Genomic DNA, 15,510 nt, shown 5'->3' on the forward strand with positions numbered 1-15,510 from the left:
ATAATCAATGCTTTATGCTACATAATTTTTGTTTGATTTAGGTCTGTTTATAGGCTGTTTAATCCATGTGGAATGATTTACCACTTCCAGAAGGTCCCAAACAGAAAAAATTCGAGTTGTCCGTGAGTTTGTTTTGTCCTTCCTTACCTGTAATGTCAATAGCTACAGGTACACCTTGACGATCTGTATAACAGATTTTCAATGGAGTGTTTTCACTATGCTGAATATTTTCCTTGTAGAGCAAACACATGGCTGCATCACTCAATGTTAGGAATCTATCATAGTCTTCACTCATTCCATAGCAGTTACCGGGAAATGAATTGACAAAAAGTTCTAACTGGTTATAAGCCCGTTTGCTGATATGGATACCCATGCGACCAAACTGGTTTTCCAAATGATTGGTGCATTTCTGAATATCGGTATCCATCTTGGTACATACCACCAAGTTATAGTGGGTGTAAACAAGCTGTTTGCTTTCTCTGGCAATGACTTCCTGAACCTGTTTGATGTCTTCTACTGCCATCTCGTTCGATGGATTCGGAATGCTGGCATGACGATTTTTCTTTTTATCCAACAATGACAACTCTCTTTTTTGATTAGGCAGGAATATCATCTGATTGTAGATGACGGTTTCCGCTCCGGGAATACTGTCAATATGGGATAGCAAATCAACAGGCATGGAGGTATTGTTTACCTCAATATTGGAGAACGGTCGAACCAAGCCTGGCAGATTGGCATAGTCTACATCTACCATACTATACACCTTACAGCGTTTATCACCCATTTCAATACATTCATCATCCACTTTAAAATTGCTCATGGAAATAGTCTTGTCAGTGAAGTTCATCGCAAAGTAGCGGTCAACATACTCGTTGGCTTCTTTCTTGTTCAAGAATTCCGCTTTCACACCACCATCACGCAACTGATCCTGCACTTTACGGATTTTTACTTGGAAGTCTCGCCATTTTTTTTGATCATAGGAGAATAATCGACTTTTCTTGGCTTCCTGAGTGATAGTTAGATAGCAGACACAATCTGTAAAGGTTCTACCTGTGAAGTAGCGGAAGTAGGATTCCGACAGGAATTCCTTTGGACTGTCATCATAAGCCTTGAACTGCTTTCTGGTGAAGATGTCCTGCTTATGGATAGCATAGCCTTCGCCCAATGTCTGAGCTAGAGCGGTAAACAGATGAGTAAATTCATAGTAGCTGTCAATATTGGCAGAATATTTTTGAACAGGATTTATCAGCTTCAGTACTGCTGAATACTCACCGGTCTTAGTATAGATGACACCCACGCCTTTGTTATCCTCCACGGAGAAATAGATATCCTGAAAGATTTTCTTGCGCTTGCCTCCTGTACCGAAAGCAGCTACTGAGATGGCCATGCCTCCCAGTAGTGCGAAAAAGAATAATATTACATATAGTGTCATACCTTTTCGTTTAACTGTTTAGTCTTTTAATACCTCAAGGATGATGGTGTCAAGACAGTCTTCCCAATGGTATCTCCAGTCATCGAGAACAAGGGTTCTGACAGGAATGCGTTCGCCATGCCAGTTAATACCAGTCGTAATCAATTTGGTGATTTCAAAGAGAATTTCATCACAAAGTTTTCTTGATATTCGTTTGCGATATTCCTCTGACATATCCCTGAGATACTCTCTACTGTCGTCTGTATTCGGATAAAGAGTGATATAGATGAGAGTTCCTGTCTTATCGTTAAAACCTACACATACCTTGTCACTATCAGCTGGTGAGTGAACAATCAAACGAAATGTACTTGGAATTAAGGCAACATGAGCCTTACTTTTGCCAGGAATGGTAATACTTGCTATATATGGTTTCATATTTATTTCTTGTTTGGATGTCTTGACTTGTTAGAAGGTTTTTGGGATGTTTGAGTGTGTTCACGTGCGACAATCTGCACTTTATATAAGCATTCACATTGTAAATCACAAAGCCATGCATTCTTAATATAGTTGAGATTCAAGGCTCTGATATTTTCATCGAAAATGGCACGATTGGGTTCTTCATTCAAATCATCGTCTTCATAGCTGCCATTAACAATGAAATAAAGAAGGTCATAATTGATGATTCCAAGCATGTTTGTCTCAATCTTGGTTCGATTATTTACATCGATTTTACAAAGAACCTCCTTTAATCTATTGTCAACATCAATGAGCGTTGACATGATAAGAATATCTTCCTGTGTGTAGAAACTCAAGTGGAAAAGACCTTCTTCGTCAATTTGAACACCAATTTTAAAACCTGATGGCAAAGTCGTGATAGAGCTTCTTATTCCATCATTGCTACGTAATACTTCCGCTAATACTAAATTCATTTTTTTTGTTTGTGAGGTTAGAATAAATAAAATAATCTCAACTGGAGTTTTGAGTATTGTTTTGATAATCCACCTGTGATTATCCCACGTTCAAAGTCTATCATATAGAAAGATTTATCCGACTGCTCCGTACTGGTAAGGTATTCACCACTGGGACTTTTAAAGCCTTTCGCCGCCAATGGATTCCCATTGAACGGATGCAAGCTGTAGTATAATTTTGCCATTTCTGCTAACGAAGGCACATAACTGCCAGGTTGTTTCAATGCCGCCTCCAACATACTCTTTCTTGGCAAGGTTATACTGGCATGAGTTGTGGAGAGCAAGTCTGTGAGTGACGTTGTACTTGTAAGAAGTTTATGTGTCAGCATTTCTCCTTGGAAATAGCCCAATGCACATTTTTCTGTGTAGGGCATCTTAGGTTTGAAAATGATGGTGTTTTCTTCTTCAATTCCATCTTCTTTAGATGGATTCAGTATACCTTCTTTTCGCTTACCATCAACAGTAAGGAATAGTTTTCCACTTGTCAAAGGTTTCTTGCTAAAACAGAAATAACCAATTTCATCATTCAGTGAGATGGCTTTTCCATGCTTACCGTCGGTTTCTACAATCAATGCGATGGAATTGCTGTCCATTTTCTGACTAATGAATCCTTCTTTCTGCAAATAGTAACCGACATTGACTGTATCAATGGCTGTTGCATACTTCGGTTCCATTAATGGACGTTCGCTTTCAACCCAGCTATTACAGATAGTAATACCGTCTTTCCCTTTTTTCAGAATGAGTTGTGTTTGACTTCCGGCAGCTAATGGAGGCAAGGTGGTTTTTACTGCATAATTTCTTTCATTTATTTTGGCGAAAAACGTCACAACACCCTTGTCGTCGGTTGGAATGAGATAGAAATCATGGTTTCGTCCATTGTTCAAAAGAATATTATGATCTTTTGCTACAATGCCACCATTCATGAGCTTTGATACCCATTGTCCACTGTATGGCTTATAAGTTCCATTCGTATAAACAACATCACCAATAATCTGAAGACTATTGAGAATATCACGAACCTCATTGCTTTCAACTCGGATTCTTAATTTGGCCATGGAACTTTGCATCTTCATCTGAATCTGAGTGTAACTTCCGTGGGAACGACTTGTTTCCAAGCAATACAGATTATCACCGAATGGGGTTTTCATAGCTACTATATCATTTGCCTTTACACCTTTCCTATATGGATAACAGGCATGGATAGCAGCCAAAGTATCTGTGGTCAGAGCGGTTCTGTCGGATGACTTATACACGTTCTGTGTCCTGCTGAAACTAACACCACTCAAGGCATTTCTTTCTTCATCGGTCGCATCGTTGAGTTCGACATATACACCGATTTCAGAAATCAGTTCTTGACTCTTGCCATTTTCTATGCTTATGACAAATGGCTTGCGTGTCTCCTCCCAATGTGCACGAGTAATATCAGCTGTAGCTTGCGCTTTCATATTAGAATGCTGGTTCTCCGAATTGCTACAACTTCCAAGCAATACAAGAAGAATGGCTATTAAAGTATAATTAATCATTAGCTTCAAAATAAAGATAGGCTGCCCAATGAATTCCAGTTGATTGCTGTCATCCAAAGGGAAGCCCATCAAAGATTAGACATTCATTTTGTTGTTTTGCGTGTTGTACACTGTGTTTGTGTTGTTACGTTTATACTTTCTTGGAATGTGCGTAGATGAAGATACCTTTGTCCTCTTTTTTGGAATGCAGTCCCTTCCTCTGTTTCAAGAAGATGAAAGCTGCCCCGGTTCCCAATGCGGCAACAAGTGTTATCAATCCTGCAACAAATCCAATCAGACAGTAGGCGAGAATGAAACCGACAATAGCTCCACCAATAGCACCGGCTGCCCAATAGATATAGCGGCCTTGAATTCCCATGAATTCAAGGGGCTTTTGAAGTCCCTTGAACATAGGATAGTCTTGATATTGCTCTTCGGTCATCCTTTTTCGCTAATGTTTAAGCACCTATACCAAAGAACAATGGCAATGCCTGAGCTGCTGCCACGAGGAAGATACAAGCACCGACAATCATCATGATTGACTTCTTGAGAATCTGCTCCTGAATTGTAAAGTGCTGAATATCAATACTCCCCGAAAGAGAAAACAACCAAAAGAAACAAACTGGAAACAAAAATTTCAAAAACCCCAAAATGAAAACATCTGCTTAACATATCTTAACACGGAAATGAACGGAAATTTTCATTTTCTATCATTTTGTTGTGCGCTCCTGAGGCTGTAAAATGTGCAAAGATGAACCTCATTGTCGTTTCAACAATCTGGTTGGAATAGTGATGTGATTGTCCTTTTTACTGGGCAAAATGACTGTGAAAAGTGGCATTCTATAGTAATTTCAACAGAAATTACACAATAATTTTTAATTTTCATCGTTATTAAATCAAGAATGATTAATTTTGCGTTCAACGCAATAACTTGTAAAATGGAAGATATAAATAGACTCAAAGTTGTCCTTGCCGAAAAGAAAAGGACTAATAGTTGGTTGGCGAGTGAGTTGGGAAAGAACCCAGCCACTGTTTCAAAATGGTGTACCAACAGTTCACAGCCAGATTTACCTACGCTAAAAAAGGTTGCTGAATTGCTTGAAGTTGACGTTAAAGACTTATTGTGGTCTACAAAAGAATAAGTTATGGCTAAAAAGAAAAACATTGATGTCAACGTGTCTCAACTGTTGAATGGAGATTGTCTTAATGTTATGAAGACAATTCCTGACAATTCAATAGACTGCATCATAACAGATCCACCATACAACCTTGGTCTATTTATGCATAATCGCAATACCAACTTGGGTAAAATGCGAGACAACCAATTTGCTTATGCAGGTTGGGATAACATGGAATACAGAGCATGGAAAATGAACATGAACAAGTTCCTTTCCCAATGCTCTCGTGTATTGAAAAAGAAAGGAACACTAATCGTATTTATGTCTGTAATCAAAGTTGCAGACATAATAGAACTTGCCCAAAAACACGGTTTTTACTATAAGACTACTGGAGTATGGCATAAAACAAATCCAATGCCAAGAAACATGAATATACATTTTGTCAATTCGACAGAATGTTGGATATACTTCATCTACAATGGGACATCTGGAACATTCAATAATAATGGTGAAGTCTTGCATGATTTTCTGGAGTCTTCAGTTTGCCCTGCTTCTGAAAAAAAGCACGGCAAGCATCCTACCCAAAAGCCACTATCAATATTGAACACTCTTATCACCACATTGACCAATGAAGGTGACGTTGTTCTTGATCCATTTATGGGAAGTGGTTCAACTTGTGTTTCTGCGGCACTAAATAATAGACGTTACATTGGTATTGAACTTGATCAAACGTATTACCAAATTGCTAACGATAGAATTATTAACTTAAACGAATTGACAAAATGATTATAGGTGACCTTTTTGCAGGTGTTGGCGGTATGTCACAAGGCTTTAGAATGGCAGGAGATTTTTCGGTCGCCTTTGCGGTTGAATTTGATAAAGATATTGCATCCGCTTATCAAAAGAATCATCCTGAAACAGATGTTTATCCTTGCGACATTAGAGATATTGATATAAAAGAACTTCATGCGAAACATCCGCATATTGATGTTATTATAGGTGGGCCTCCTTGTCAAGGATTCTCACAAAAGGGTAAGCGATTAAGTCTTGATGATCCAAGAAATTTCTTGTTTCAGCAATATGTCAGATTCGTAGAAGAATTTAGACCAAAGTATTTCGTTCTTGAAAATGTGCCAGGGATTATAACTACTTCAAATGGCTATTTCAAGGATGAAATCGTTGCCGCATTCAACAAGTTGGGTTATGAAGTGAAATACGGTGTTCTTAAAGCTACGGACTATGGAGTTCCCCAAGATAGACATAGAGCTGTATTTTTAGGTCAATTGGGTAATATCGAAATAGACTTACCAGAGCCTCTTAATGTTCGCACAACAATTAAGGATGCTATCTATGACCTTCCTTATATTGCTTCGGGCGAAGGTGAAGAAGTTTCCAAATACGACAAAAAAGCAACAACTCCTTATCAAAAAGAATTAAGGGGTAAATGTAAAACCTTGTATAATCATGTTGCCACCAAACACAATGCAACAGCATTACGAAGGATGGCTATGGTTCCTGTTGGTGAAGGTGGAAAGGTGCTACCAGAAGAGGAAAGGACAAAATCTATATACAGCGGAACATACTGCCGTTTGCTTGAAGATGATGTCGCAGCCACTATTACAACTCGCTTCGACACTCCATCCTCAGGTCGCTTCACACATCCTTTTCTGAATAGATGCCTTACAGTAAGAGAAGCTGCAAGAATACAGTCATTCCCTGACGATTTCATCTTTTATGGTTCTAAAACAATCCAGATGAAAGAGGTTGGAAATGCAGTTCCTCCATTATTGGCAAAGGCAATAGCAAACGTAATTAAAAACAATGAGTTATGATAAATCCTAAAGAATTTACTCAAAGAGACGCAATTAATTCCCTGACAGGGATAAAATCCTCACTTGGCAATCTCAGAAAAGTTGTCTCATTAACATATTTGCTCTACTTGGCAAACAAGAAGAAATCTTCAATCGTTTATGCCGAAAGCAAAGATGGTAAGATTGTGTTGAAGCAAGAGTATAAATCCTTCATACAGCATTACTTAAACAATTCTGAGGTCATTGAGAAAATTGATGACAATCCTCTTCTGACAAGTCAAATAGAATCCTTATATGTTGGGCTAACTTTAATGTTTGCCTTTGGACGTATCAGTTTTGAGAACACATCCTTGTCGATGACCAAGGAACGCACTGGCGGAATCAGATACCCCAAAAAGATAGACTTCGCAAGTAACATCATGACTCTCGACTTGATGCTAAATTCTGATTCTGAGGAAGCTGTAAAGGCTACACTTTTAGCATGGTTACAGGACAAACAATTGGACAATAAGATTGAGCAGCGCATCAGTATCTTCTTAAATATCTGCATTGAGAATAATCTCTTCAAACTCAGGCATGGAGAGGATGACCTCTATTTCCAAACAGAGGGCATTTATAAGAGTCTGATTACTGGTAATGAAGTGTCTTTGGAGTCTGACGAAATCGTTGGACCTACAAGAATACTGAACAGTATGCTTAGGGAAAATCTTGTTCCATGGTTAAATTTCAAGAAATCATTAGTGACCATCAATGCGGATAATGATTTTAATGTAAAAGAGTATTCTGACATTATATCAACCTCGTTAAGCATCCGAGATATAAAAGTTGACAACAATGTAGAAAGCGCACCAAAAGAAGAGGATACCGATAATGATGACAAGCAACTGCCTCTTCAGCAAATTACATACGGAGCCCCTGGCACTGGTAAATCTCATGGCATAAAGAAAGAGACAGCAGGTAAGTCAGTCATTCGTACAACTTTCCATCCTGATAGCGACTACTCAACTTTTGTTGGTGCATATAAGCCTGTTATGGAAGAAGCTGATGTTCGGGTAGTACCAGTCGTGCTAAACAATGGCGCAAGTTTTGACCAAAACAATGGAACGCTTAAGGAGAAGAGAATTTCGTACAAATTTGTTAAGCAAGCATTCTTGAAGGCTTATCTTGGTGCTTGGAAGAAGTACGCAGAAGCAGGAGAAAGCGCAGAACCTCAATTCCTTGTTATCGAAGAGATTAACCGTGGTAACTGTGCCCAGATTTTTGGTGACCTCTTTCAGTTACTCGACCGTAATGATGAAAATGACTTTTCAACTTACCCGATAGATGCAGATACAGATTTGCAAAAAGAGATTGAGAAGGCATTTAAGGAAGAGAAGGATGGCGAGTCTGAGAATCCTTACAAGTTGTCAAAAGACATTGATGTAGAAGGAGTTGTCGAAGACTATACAAGCAACTATGGCGCATCATTATCAAAAGATATACAGGAGGGACGTGTATTATTGTTACCTCCAAATCTTTACATCTGGGCAACCATGAATACAAGTGACCAGAGTTTGTTCCCAATCGACTCTGCTTTCAAGCGTCGTTGGGCATGGGATTATGTCAAGATTACAGATGGAAAGAAAGGCTGGACGATTCAGGGCGCAGACTATTCTTGCGATTGGTGGAAGTTCATACAGGAAATCAACAAAAAGATAGCTACTGCAACAAGTTCTGATGACAAAAAACTTGGTTATTACTTCTGCAAGGCAAAGAACAATACAACATGCATTGATGAAAAACTCTTTGTGAGCAAAGTGATTTTCTATCTTTGGAATGATGTCTTCAAAGATAATGACAACTCGATATTTAAGGTTACAGAATCAAGTGGTGAGCCATCGTTTGATGATTTCTACCAAGAGAAGAATGGCGAAATTGCGCCAAATTCCTCTGCGGTGAAACAATTCCTTATCAATGTGGTAGGAGATGCAAATGTATCTGCCTTACAACCACAAAAGGATGAATCAGAGCAAAATACTCAACCTGTCGAACAAGAGTCTGCAACTCCTCAGCCAACAGAATAATAGATGCATATTCTAATTGAAGAATACCAATACCCCTATGAGAACGTAAAAAATGTACTCAAAGGGTTGGATGTACTTCAGGATGTGAACGGAAAGGTAAGCCTCAGTTATGTAGGTTACTATTTCAATCCAGATCCTGATGTGCAAGATTGTGTGTTCATTTTGCCAAAAGTGCTGTTGGAGAAGGTTGACGGCAAAGAAAAGATATTCGGACATATTGACCCCCTAAGTATCATCAATATAGATGACTGCAAAGAATTAAAGCCTGAAGAGCATCAGTTTATTTATAACTTGTCGGTCTGGATTTATAGGGCAATCAGCGTATTCAAAGAGCATGAATATGATGACCGTAGAGGAAAGACGAAGACTGACCCTTCAATAGTTCTTCATAGGCAAGCACCTATGATGGGGCATTCTAAAAGAAGGAAATCGAATACCTTCCTTGATGTGCTTCTTGCACTCCAACAATGGAACAAAGATAACGAAAGCTTTGTGATGTTCACTGTAAAGAACATCCACTCTGGTTATAATAAAATCAACTGGACTCGCACTATCTCAAAGTCGCAAGCATTATTGTCTGCATCAAGTATCAGTTTGGGCAGACAAGATGTGGCATACCTAAATCCTGTAAACAAGAAAAAGCAGGTGAATTTTGATGAAGAGTTGCTAATCATATTCTTCAGCATTCTTCAGCACATGAAGGAAACCTATGGGTTCCCTGTTAAGATAAACGTGAACTTTGAACTGATTAGAGGGAAAAAGTTCGAGCGTTATATCAACGGATATGGTAAGACAAGACTTAAACAGATAAAGTATAAGTACTTCTCTGATAAGGCTCTTGAACTTTGGGATTTGTGCTACGCTTTCTTTGAACATCCATACCAAATCAACTTAAATATTGACCAAAGAGAATATCTCCTGGTCAAGAGTTTCCATGTTGTATTTGAATCAATTATTGATGAATTGATTGCAGGTGACCAAAGGTTGCCAAAGGAATTGCTTGACCAAGAAGATGGCAAACGTGTTGACCACATGTATCAGTATCAAGAACTTACCAATAATGATAGGGAAGAAAATATCTATTATATTGGTGATTCAAAATACTACAAGAGAGGTCATCAATTGGGTAGCGAGAGTATATATAAGCAATTCACATACGCAAAGAATGTGATTCAGTGGAATCTCGATTTGTTCAATGATGGCAAACCTGAGGATCAGAACGGTCATGTAAAACTGAGGGATGACTTGACTGAAGGTTACAATGTGATACCGAACTTCTTTATAAGTGCCAGTCAGGAAGAACTTGTTCCGAAAGATGACATTCATCTTGCGACAGACAAGAAACCATATCATTTGAGCCGTCAATTTGAAAACCGTCTCTTTGACCGTGATACCTTCTTGTTGGCTCATTATGATGTAAACTTCTTGTTTGTCATCGCTCTTTATGGTCGTGATAAACACGCAGCAAAAGTCGCATGGCGAAATAAAGTAAGAAACATGTTCCGTAAGGAAATTCAAGAAATGCTGAAGGTGAATTTTGAGTTCTATGCTATGACTGCACATGCAGACGTAGAGCCAGAAACATACATCAAGCAGAATTTCCAATCAGTATTGGGTAAACTGTATCATCCATTTGAAGATAGAGAAGGTAGCAGCCAACAATACTTCTCACTTGCTTTGCGTAAACCTGAAGCAGAAAAAGATGATGCCGTCAGACAGCGTATCTTAAATGAGAATGATGCTATTCTACATCAGTTAAGACAAGATTTCTATGTAGCAAAATGCCCTCTGGGTGTTGATCCTAAATCGCTTCCAGAAGATGTTATGCCTATTGTAGAACCTCGTCCACATGTCGAGATACCAAAGCAGTTCTTGACTATGCATTATCTCGAAAACTATCAAGACACACCAATTCTTGTTGGTGGTTTCAAAGGTTTTGATCAACTCAACTGGGTGTTCAGTAGGAAGGGGAAAAAGCGTGATGATGCTTACAATGTCCGTCTTGGCAAGGATGAGCATGGCGGTGTAGTCAAGAGTCGTGACAACATTAAACATGCGAAATTCGTTCTGCTTTATGAGTTTGGCAAAGAGAGTGAAGGTATTCGCTATGCTTTCCGAGTAAAGAATACTGGTGAAATGCATAAACAGCAAATGATTGATACAGGCTATATTGACCCACATCATGATTCGTATTTCTGTTATTTCTTTGATGAAGAGATTTCTTTGGGTGAATTTGATGTCACAAGCATCATCGAATTTGATAAGGAACAATACAAACAAGAAACCGAGAAAGACAAGAAACTGCCTAAAAAATATGCAGAGGGCAGACCAATCTACATTTCAGGACGTGAACTTATCAAATTCAGAAAATAATTCATCTTATTAAAATTGACTAAAATACATATATGAAAGACAAGTTTTCTGTATTCGGTTTAACAGCCGAACAAAGTGAAGTTCTCTTTGCTTTACAAAGAAAGTTGACTTCAAATGATGTTCTTGTTGAAGGGCAGAAAAATCCTTTTATTGGTTCGAACAAAAAAGGACAGAAACAATTATGGTTAGACACATGGGATAGATCTATTGAGGACTATCTTAAAACATATGGAGGAAAATCTTCCCAAACCAAATTGAGTTATTACGATTTGTCGGCAAAAATAAAGCAACTGGATCAAAATGCTCAAAACAAGGTATGGAAATATATGGTATTCTTAGAATGCGTCCTATATTCTCCATATTACCCATTAAGTGACAACAAAGAAGCATATAAGCCGTTTAAAGGATTAAGCATCGACAAAAAGGGCAGAAAAGAAACGTTAGAAAAGATTGCCGATAACCTTCAGATTGATAAGAAATACATAAAAATCTTTGAGGATGCTCACTCTTCAGCTGTTAAAAAGTTGTCTGGCTATTGGACTAAAGTAGCTATGGGTGCAGGTATAGGAATTATTGTTATTCTTATTGCAATAGTGACATTCCAATATGAAATAATTGCATACTTTGCTGCAGAAGGACTATCTGGTGCTGCTGCTATTTCTGCGGGTCTTGCTGCTCTTGGTGGTGGTGCTGTTGCTGCAGGTGGCTTTGGTATGGCAGGTGGAATAGCTGTACTTGTTGGAGGAGGTTCGCTTCTTGGTGCAAGTGCAGGTACTGCTGTAGGTGTTTCAATTGCCTCTCTGGGTTCTAATGCCGTTTTGTCAGAAGCTGCTAAACTACAAGTGGTTTTGAAGGAGATTGTGTTGGCAATTCAAAAAGACACAATGTATTTCCAACAAATACTTCTCAATATCAACAAAGAGATTTCTCAGTTAAAAGCAGAAATAATTAAGTTAAAAACTGATTCAGCTAACAACAAGAAGAAAATCAAAAATCTCGAAGAGAGTATTGAAATTCTGGAAAAACTTGTAAAGAACGCATAACATGGATGATTTTCATAATCTATCAGATAAGATTGCAATAATTCAGGAAGATGTTTCTTCTATGAAAGAACTGTCTTCGGAACTACAAAATAGCACACAAGAGGACAAAGATAAGTTGCAGTCCCTTACAGATAGAGTTAAGGCTTTGTTGGAAAAGACAGGTCAAGATACTTCAAATCTTGATCTGTCTATTGATGACATTCAACAAATTAACTCGGAAATTGACGAAGCTTTGTTTTCTATGTCTAACAAGACCGATTCAGACAAGGCTTTAGACCTAAACAAGGTAGATATACTAATAGCTTGTATAGTAGGAGGATTGGCAGTTCTGATTGACTTCTTGATAGTTAAAGTGCCAAAGGATATGGATATTAAACTTAATGGTGAAAAAGTCCACCATGAAGGTAGTCCATTAACAGAGCTTTTTAGAAAAATTGGAACGACAAAAGATGGGAAAGAGGCAAAGTGGATACAGACATTGGAAAAATGGTTCCACGTCAACTATGATCCTTCCATAAAAGAGAATATCCCTGGCATGTACCCGAAAAACCATCGCGTCTATAGTTTGGGACATGATCCAAGCATTTTGGGATTGATTTGGGGTGTCAAAGATATAGTCTGCGGAACATTTTCATATATAGACAAAAATGGAGTGCTTCGGATTGATAAAGTTGCACCTGCTGATGTAAAAAAACTCTTCTATGCGCCCGTCTTATGGCTTGGGCATATAATATCAGATGTGTTTACGAAGCAAGGTATTCCTATTCCTGGCACATCAGTTTTGAGAATGCTTAAAGTTGGTAGTTTTGGAGAGAAGGATAGAACCATAGGTGAACTTGTGACATACATGTACGAAAAAGGCTATGATTTGAGACACCTTGCAACTATGTCAACATGCCGACTTGTAATTGATGTTGTCATCAATATTTATTACTTCTTGGCCATCAAGGAAAAAAACGACCCTTCTCAACCACTTTTTGAAAGAGACTATGTTCGTGTAAAGAATGCTCAGAAGAAGTCAAAAATGTGTTTTGCGGCTTATTCTGTAGCAGTGGCAGGAAACATAGGAAAAGTTGCAGCATATCAGGGTTCACCCTTCGCAATAAATACTGCAATATGGTATCAATTTGCAAGAGAAGCCATCACACAAGTAGTAATTTATAAGGATGAAGGGAAATATGCAATAGAAGCTATTGAGAATCGCCATCTTATAGATGAGGCATTTGAACGCCTTCTAAAACAAAGTATTTCATCCTAACAAGATTGACAATCATGAGTTATAAATGTTGCAATCGGAGTTACTAAACATCGGTTAAATGTAGATTATCCGCGTTGCAATAAATTGCAATAACACATTATACCTATGAGAAAACTGAGAATTGAACCTATAGAGAATTCAAAAGAAACAAGGGAATTGCAGTACCAAGAATACCTAAAAACAGGAAGTAGAATGAAGTCATACGAAGAGTTTAAGGCTATGGTTTATGCGAACCTCGTTTCATACAAAGAACAGAACATAACCAAAGAGTGCGGGAATTATAAAGGTATAGAATACAAGGAGTTCTTACCTGAAAATTATTGGGAGAGAGAATTGCCTGCTATGCTCTATTCAGGAATCAATGCCACTGTATCGGAAATTCAAAAGAGCATCTACAAGTATAAGCCTCACATATTTGCAAACAAACATGTGGCGAGTTCCCAGACAGCATGTGTGAATCTGTTCGTGCCTATTATGGAGAGTCCTGAGGCCGATCAGATACTCATGTCTTTGGAAGCATGTCCGAAGGACTTTAAGCACGTGGCAAAGGATCAGCTTTACCATGGCTATCGCTTCGAGTTCTGGGATTCAGTAGATGAAAATTCCAAAGGACTCTTAGGCGATCACTCAAAACAGGCAGGAACAGATAGCGATGTAGCCATTGCCTATTACAACACTAAGGATGAATTGTGTCTTTGGTTGATTGAACATAAGTTGACAGAACAAGAGTTTACTACATGTGGCGCATATAAAAGTAAAGGGAATAATGAAGAGGGAAAAGACCATTGCCGTAAATGCTCAATAGTAGAGATATTAGATAATCCTGGACTTTGCTACTATCACCGCGTGAGCAAATACAACTACTGGAATATCATGCGCGATGGTGCAGCCAAGTTCTTTTCTGGCGCATTTGACGGTAAGGGGTGTCCGTTCCGTGGTGGCATGAATCAGCTCTGGAGAAATCAGCTTTTGGCGATGGCTCTGGAAAAGAGTGGCGCATATAGGTCTGTCTCGTTTTCGGTTGTTCATCATCCTGACAATCACTTTCTGGATAGTTCTATGAAAGAGTTCTCTATCCTGACAGACCATTCTCCAAAGTTTAACAGCTTTACGTCTGATAAACTTGTCCATGCAGCTGCAATAGACACCAATCTGAAGGAGTGGATCCAATGGTATTGCAAAGTGTACTATGGAGAGAGATTTTAATAAACAATCATCTTTTCAAGATTGACAACTGAATAAGCAGACCCACTGATTTTCAGCAGAAATGCCGATTGTCAGTGGGTTTGTTGTTCCCAAAATGAATCCCACAAGTCATATTGGGAACATTAGATTACTTCATCCAGTGGTAGTGGCTGTCGAGCATCAGGAAGATTCCCAAACCGAAAATAACAAAACCAAGGATGAAGAAAGTCAAGAAGAAGTATTGAACGTAATGACCGAGATACATTCCATCATATTCCTTGTACCTCTCCTGAACCCTTTTGCGCTCTTCATAGAACATATCATTGACCTCACGGATATGCTTCTGCATCGCAGCCGTCATCCATTGTTGCTGCTTGGTGTGCATTTCCTGAATCTTCTGCCAGTCTTCATCTTTGACTCTGACTGAAACCTGCAACTTGGTAGGCGCATTGTCCAGAACATTGTCGATGTGGGTGTTGATGGTGTCAACCTTGCCTTTGATGGTGTCAACCGAATTGACCAAGACTGTCTGAGCCGCATTGTACTTACGGATGGCAGACTCCAGTTGAAGAGTAGCATTGATCCAAGTGTTGGTCGCTTTGTCAATGTTCTCGCTCAACTGCCTAAGTTCGGGTGCACGACTGACAACAGCATCCTCGGCATCATGCTCTTCAATCTCTTCCTGGACTTCGCTCATCATGTCATCGAAGTCGGGCTTCTGCTCGTCATCATCGATGAACTCTTCTATATTGCTTGTTCTTCTCATTGATATGGGGAT

The 15,510-nt window shown here is 38.8% G+C and carries 13 protein-coding genes and 2 pseudogenes; 8 read left to right on the forward strand and 7 right to left on the reverse strand.

The window, feature by feature from the left end:
• Positions 1 to 61: 61 nt before the first annotated feature.
• The 6 genes and pseudogenes from CJF29_RS06710 to CJF29_RS06735 all read right to left on the reverse strand — a co-directional run.
• Positions 62 to 1,432: pseudogene (locus CJF29_RS06710) on the reverse strand (conjugal transfer protein TraG); the annotation flags it as partial.
• An 18-nt stretch (positions 1,433 to 1,450) separates the two neighbouring features.
• Positions 1,451 to 1,846: a hypothetical protein gene (locus tag CJF29_RS06715; RefSeq protein ID WP_099146140.1), complete on the reverse strand. Its 396-nt coding sequence runs from the start codon at positions 1,844 to 1,846 to the stop codon at positions 1,451 to 1,453.
• 2 nt (positions 1,847 to 1,848) lie between these two features.
• Positions 1,849 to 2,340 carry a hypothetical protein gene (locus tag CJF29_RS06720; RefSeq protein ID WP_099146141.1) on the reverse strand — a complete coding sequence of 164 codons (492 nt, stop codon included), beginning with the start codon at positions 2,338 to 2,340 and terminating at the stop codon, positions 1,849 to 1,851.
• Between the two features lie 17 nt (positions 2,341 to 2,357).
• Positions 2,358 to 3,971: a hypothetical protein gene (locus CJF29_RS06725; RefSeq protein WP_255299323.1), complete on the reverse strand. Its 1,614-nt coding sequence runs from the start codon at positions 3,969 to 3,971 to the stop codon at positions 2,358 to 2,360.
• A 61-nt stretch (positions 3,972 to 4,032) separates the two neighbouring features.
• Positions 4,033 to 4,323 (reverse strand): DUF4133 domain-containing protein, encoded by a 291-nt coding sequence (locus tag CJF29_RS06730; RefSeq protein ID WP_099146142.1) that lies wholly within the window; start codon positions 4,321 to 4,323, stop codon positions 4,033 to 4,035.
• A 16-nt stretch (positions 4,324 to 4,339) separates the two neighbouring features.
• Positions 4,340 to 4,444 (reverse strand): annotated as a pseudogene (locus tag CJF29_RS06735) (DUF4134 family protein); the annotation flags it as partial.
• 375 nt (positions 4,445 to 4,819) lie between these two features.
• On the opposite strand from CJF29_RS06735, the gene CJF29_RS06740 reads away from it, so the two are divergent.
• From CJF29_RS06740 to CJF29_RS06775, 8 genes are all read left to right on the forward strand, one after another.
• Positions 4,820 to 5,023 carry a helix-turn-helix transcriptional regulator gene (locus CJF29_RS06740; RefSeq protein ID WP_044074979.1) on the forward strand — a complete coding sequence of 68 codons (204 nt, stop codon included), beginning with the start codon at positions 4,820 to 4,822 and terminating at the stop codon, positions 5,021 to 5,023.
• A gap of 3 nt (positions 5,024 to 5,026) precedes the next feature.
• The gene (locus tag CJF29_RS06745) at positions 5,027 to 5,785 is read left to right on the forward strand and encodes a DNA-methyltransferase (RefSeq protein ID WP_176553107.1); all 759 of its coding nucleotides are present in this window, start codon (positions 5,027 to 5,029) and stop codon (positions 5,783 to 5,785) included.
• Entirely contained in the window at positions 5,782 to 6,831 is a 1,050-nt protein-coding gene (locus CJF29_RS06750; protein ID WP_044074951.1) for a DNA cytosine methyltransferase, read from the forward strand. The genes CJF29_RS06745 and CJF29_RS06750 overlap by 4 nt, the downstream gene beginning before the upstream one ends.
• Positions 6,828 to 8,873, forward strand: coding sequence for a hypothetical protein (locus CJF29_RS06755; protein ID WP_099146143.1), 2,046 nt, complete (start codon positions 6,828 to 6,830; stop codon positions 8,871 to 8,873). The genes CJF29_RS06750 and CJF29_RS06755 overlap by 4 nt, the downstream gene beginning before the upstream one ends.
• A gap of 3 nt (positions 8,874 to 8,876) precedes the next feature.
• Positions 8,877 to 11,246, forward strand: coding sequence for a restriction endonuclease (locus CJF29_RS06760; protein WP_099146144.1), 2,370 nt, complete (start codon positions 8,877 to 8,879; stop codon positions 11,244 to 11,246).
• A 32-nt stretch (positions 11,247 to 11,278) separates the two neighbouring features.
• Positions 11,279 to 12,289 carry a hypothetical protein gene (locus tag CJF29_RS06765; protein WP_099146145.1) on the forward strand — a complete coding sequence of 337 codons (1,011 nt, stop codon included), beginning with the start codon at positions 11,279 to 11,281 and terminating at the stop codon, positions 12,287 to 12,289.
• A gap of 1 nt (position 12,290) precedes the next feature.
• Positions 12,291 to 13,547: a hypothetical protein gene (locus tag CJF29_RS06770; RefSeq protein ID WP_099146146.1), complete on the forward strand. Its 1,257-nt coding sequence runs from the start codon at positions 12,291 to 12,293 to the stop codon at positions 13,545 to 13,547.
• A 105-nt stretch (positions 13,548 to 13,652) separates the two neighbouring features.
• A complete protein-coding gene (locus tag CJF29_RS06775) occupies positions 13,653 to 14,753 on the forward strand; it encodes a PGN_0703 family putative restriction endonuclease (RefSeq protein WP_413544531.1) in 1,101 nt (366 codons plus the stop codon).
• A gap of 127 nt (positions 14,754 to 14,880) precedes the next feature.
• Here CJF29_RS06775 and CJF29_RS06780 read toward each other — a convergent pair whose 3' ends face one another.
• Positions 14,881 to 15,498 (reverse strand): hypothetical protein, encoded by a 618-nt coding sequence (locus CJF29_RS06780; RefSeq protein ID WP_099146147.1) that lies wholly within the window; start codon positions 15,496 to 15,498, stop codon positions 14,881 to 14,883.
• Positions 15,499 to 15,510 lie beyond the last annotated feature (12 nt).

This window comes from Bacteroides celer (genome assembly GCF_002632415.2).
GTDB lineage: Bacteria > Bacteroidota > Bacteroidia > Bacteroidales > Bacteroidaceae > Bacteroides.

Excerpts from the sequence above, each read along its gene's own strand:
- CJF29_RS06750 (WP_044074951.1), top strand. The coding sequence starts at position 5,782 with ATGATTATAGGTGACCTTTTTGCAGGTGTTGGCGGTATGTCACAAGGC.
- CJF29_RS06745 (WP_176553107.1), top strand. The coding sequence starts at position 5,027 with ATGGCTAAAAAGAAAAACATTGATGTCAACGTGTCTCAACTGTTGAAT.
- CJF29_RS06720 (WP_099146141.1), bottom strand. The coding sequence starts at position 2,340 with ATGAATTTAGTATTAGCGGAAGTATTACGTAGCAATGATGGAATAAGA.
- CJF29_RS06760 (WP_099146144.1), top strand. The coding sequence starts at position 8,877 with ATGCATATTCTAATTGAAGAATACCAATACCCCTATGAGAACGTAAAA.
- CJF29_RS06715 (WP_099146140.1), bottom strand. The coding sequence starts at position 1,846 with ATGAAACCATATATAGCAAGTATTACCATTCCTGGCAAAAGTAAGGCT.
- CJF29_RS06775 (WP_413544531.1), top strand. The coding sequence starts at position 13,653 with ATGAGAAAACTGAGAATTGAACCTATAGAGAATTCAAAAGAAACAAGG.
- CJF29_RS06770 (WP_099146146.1), top strand. The coding sequence starts at position 12,291 with ATGGATGATTTTCATAATCTATCAGATAAGATTGCAATAATTCAGGAA.
- CJF29_RS06765 (WP_099146145.1), top strand. The coding sequence starts at position 11,279 with ATGAAAGACAAGTTTTCTGTATTCGGTTTAACAGCCGAACAAAGTGAA.
- CJF29_RS06730 (WP_099146142.1), bottom strand. The coding sequence starts at position 4,323 with ATGACCGAAGAGCAATATCAAGACTATCCTATGTTCAAGGGACTTCAA.
- CJF29_RS06755 (WP_099146143.1), top strand. The coding sequence starts at position 6,828 with ATGATAAATCCTAAAGAATTTACTCAAAGAGACGCAATTAATTCCCTG.
- CJF29_RS06725 (WP_255299323.1), bottom strand. The coding sequence starts at position 3,971 with ATGGGCTTCCCTTTGGATGACAGCAATCAACTGGAATTCATTGGGCAG.
- CJF29_RS06780 (WP_099146147.1), bottom strand. The coding sequence starts at position 15,498 with ATGAGAAGAACAAGCAATATAGAAGAGTTCATCGATGATGACGAGCAG.
- CJF29_RS06740 (WP_044074979.1), top strand. The coding sequence starts at position 4,820 with ATGGAAGATATAAATAGACTCAAAGTTGTCCTTGCCGAAAAGAAAAGG.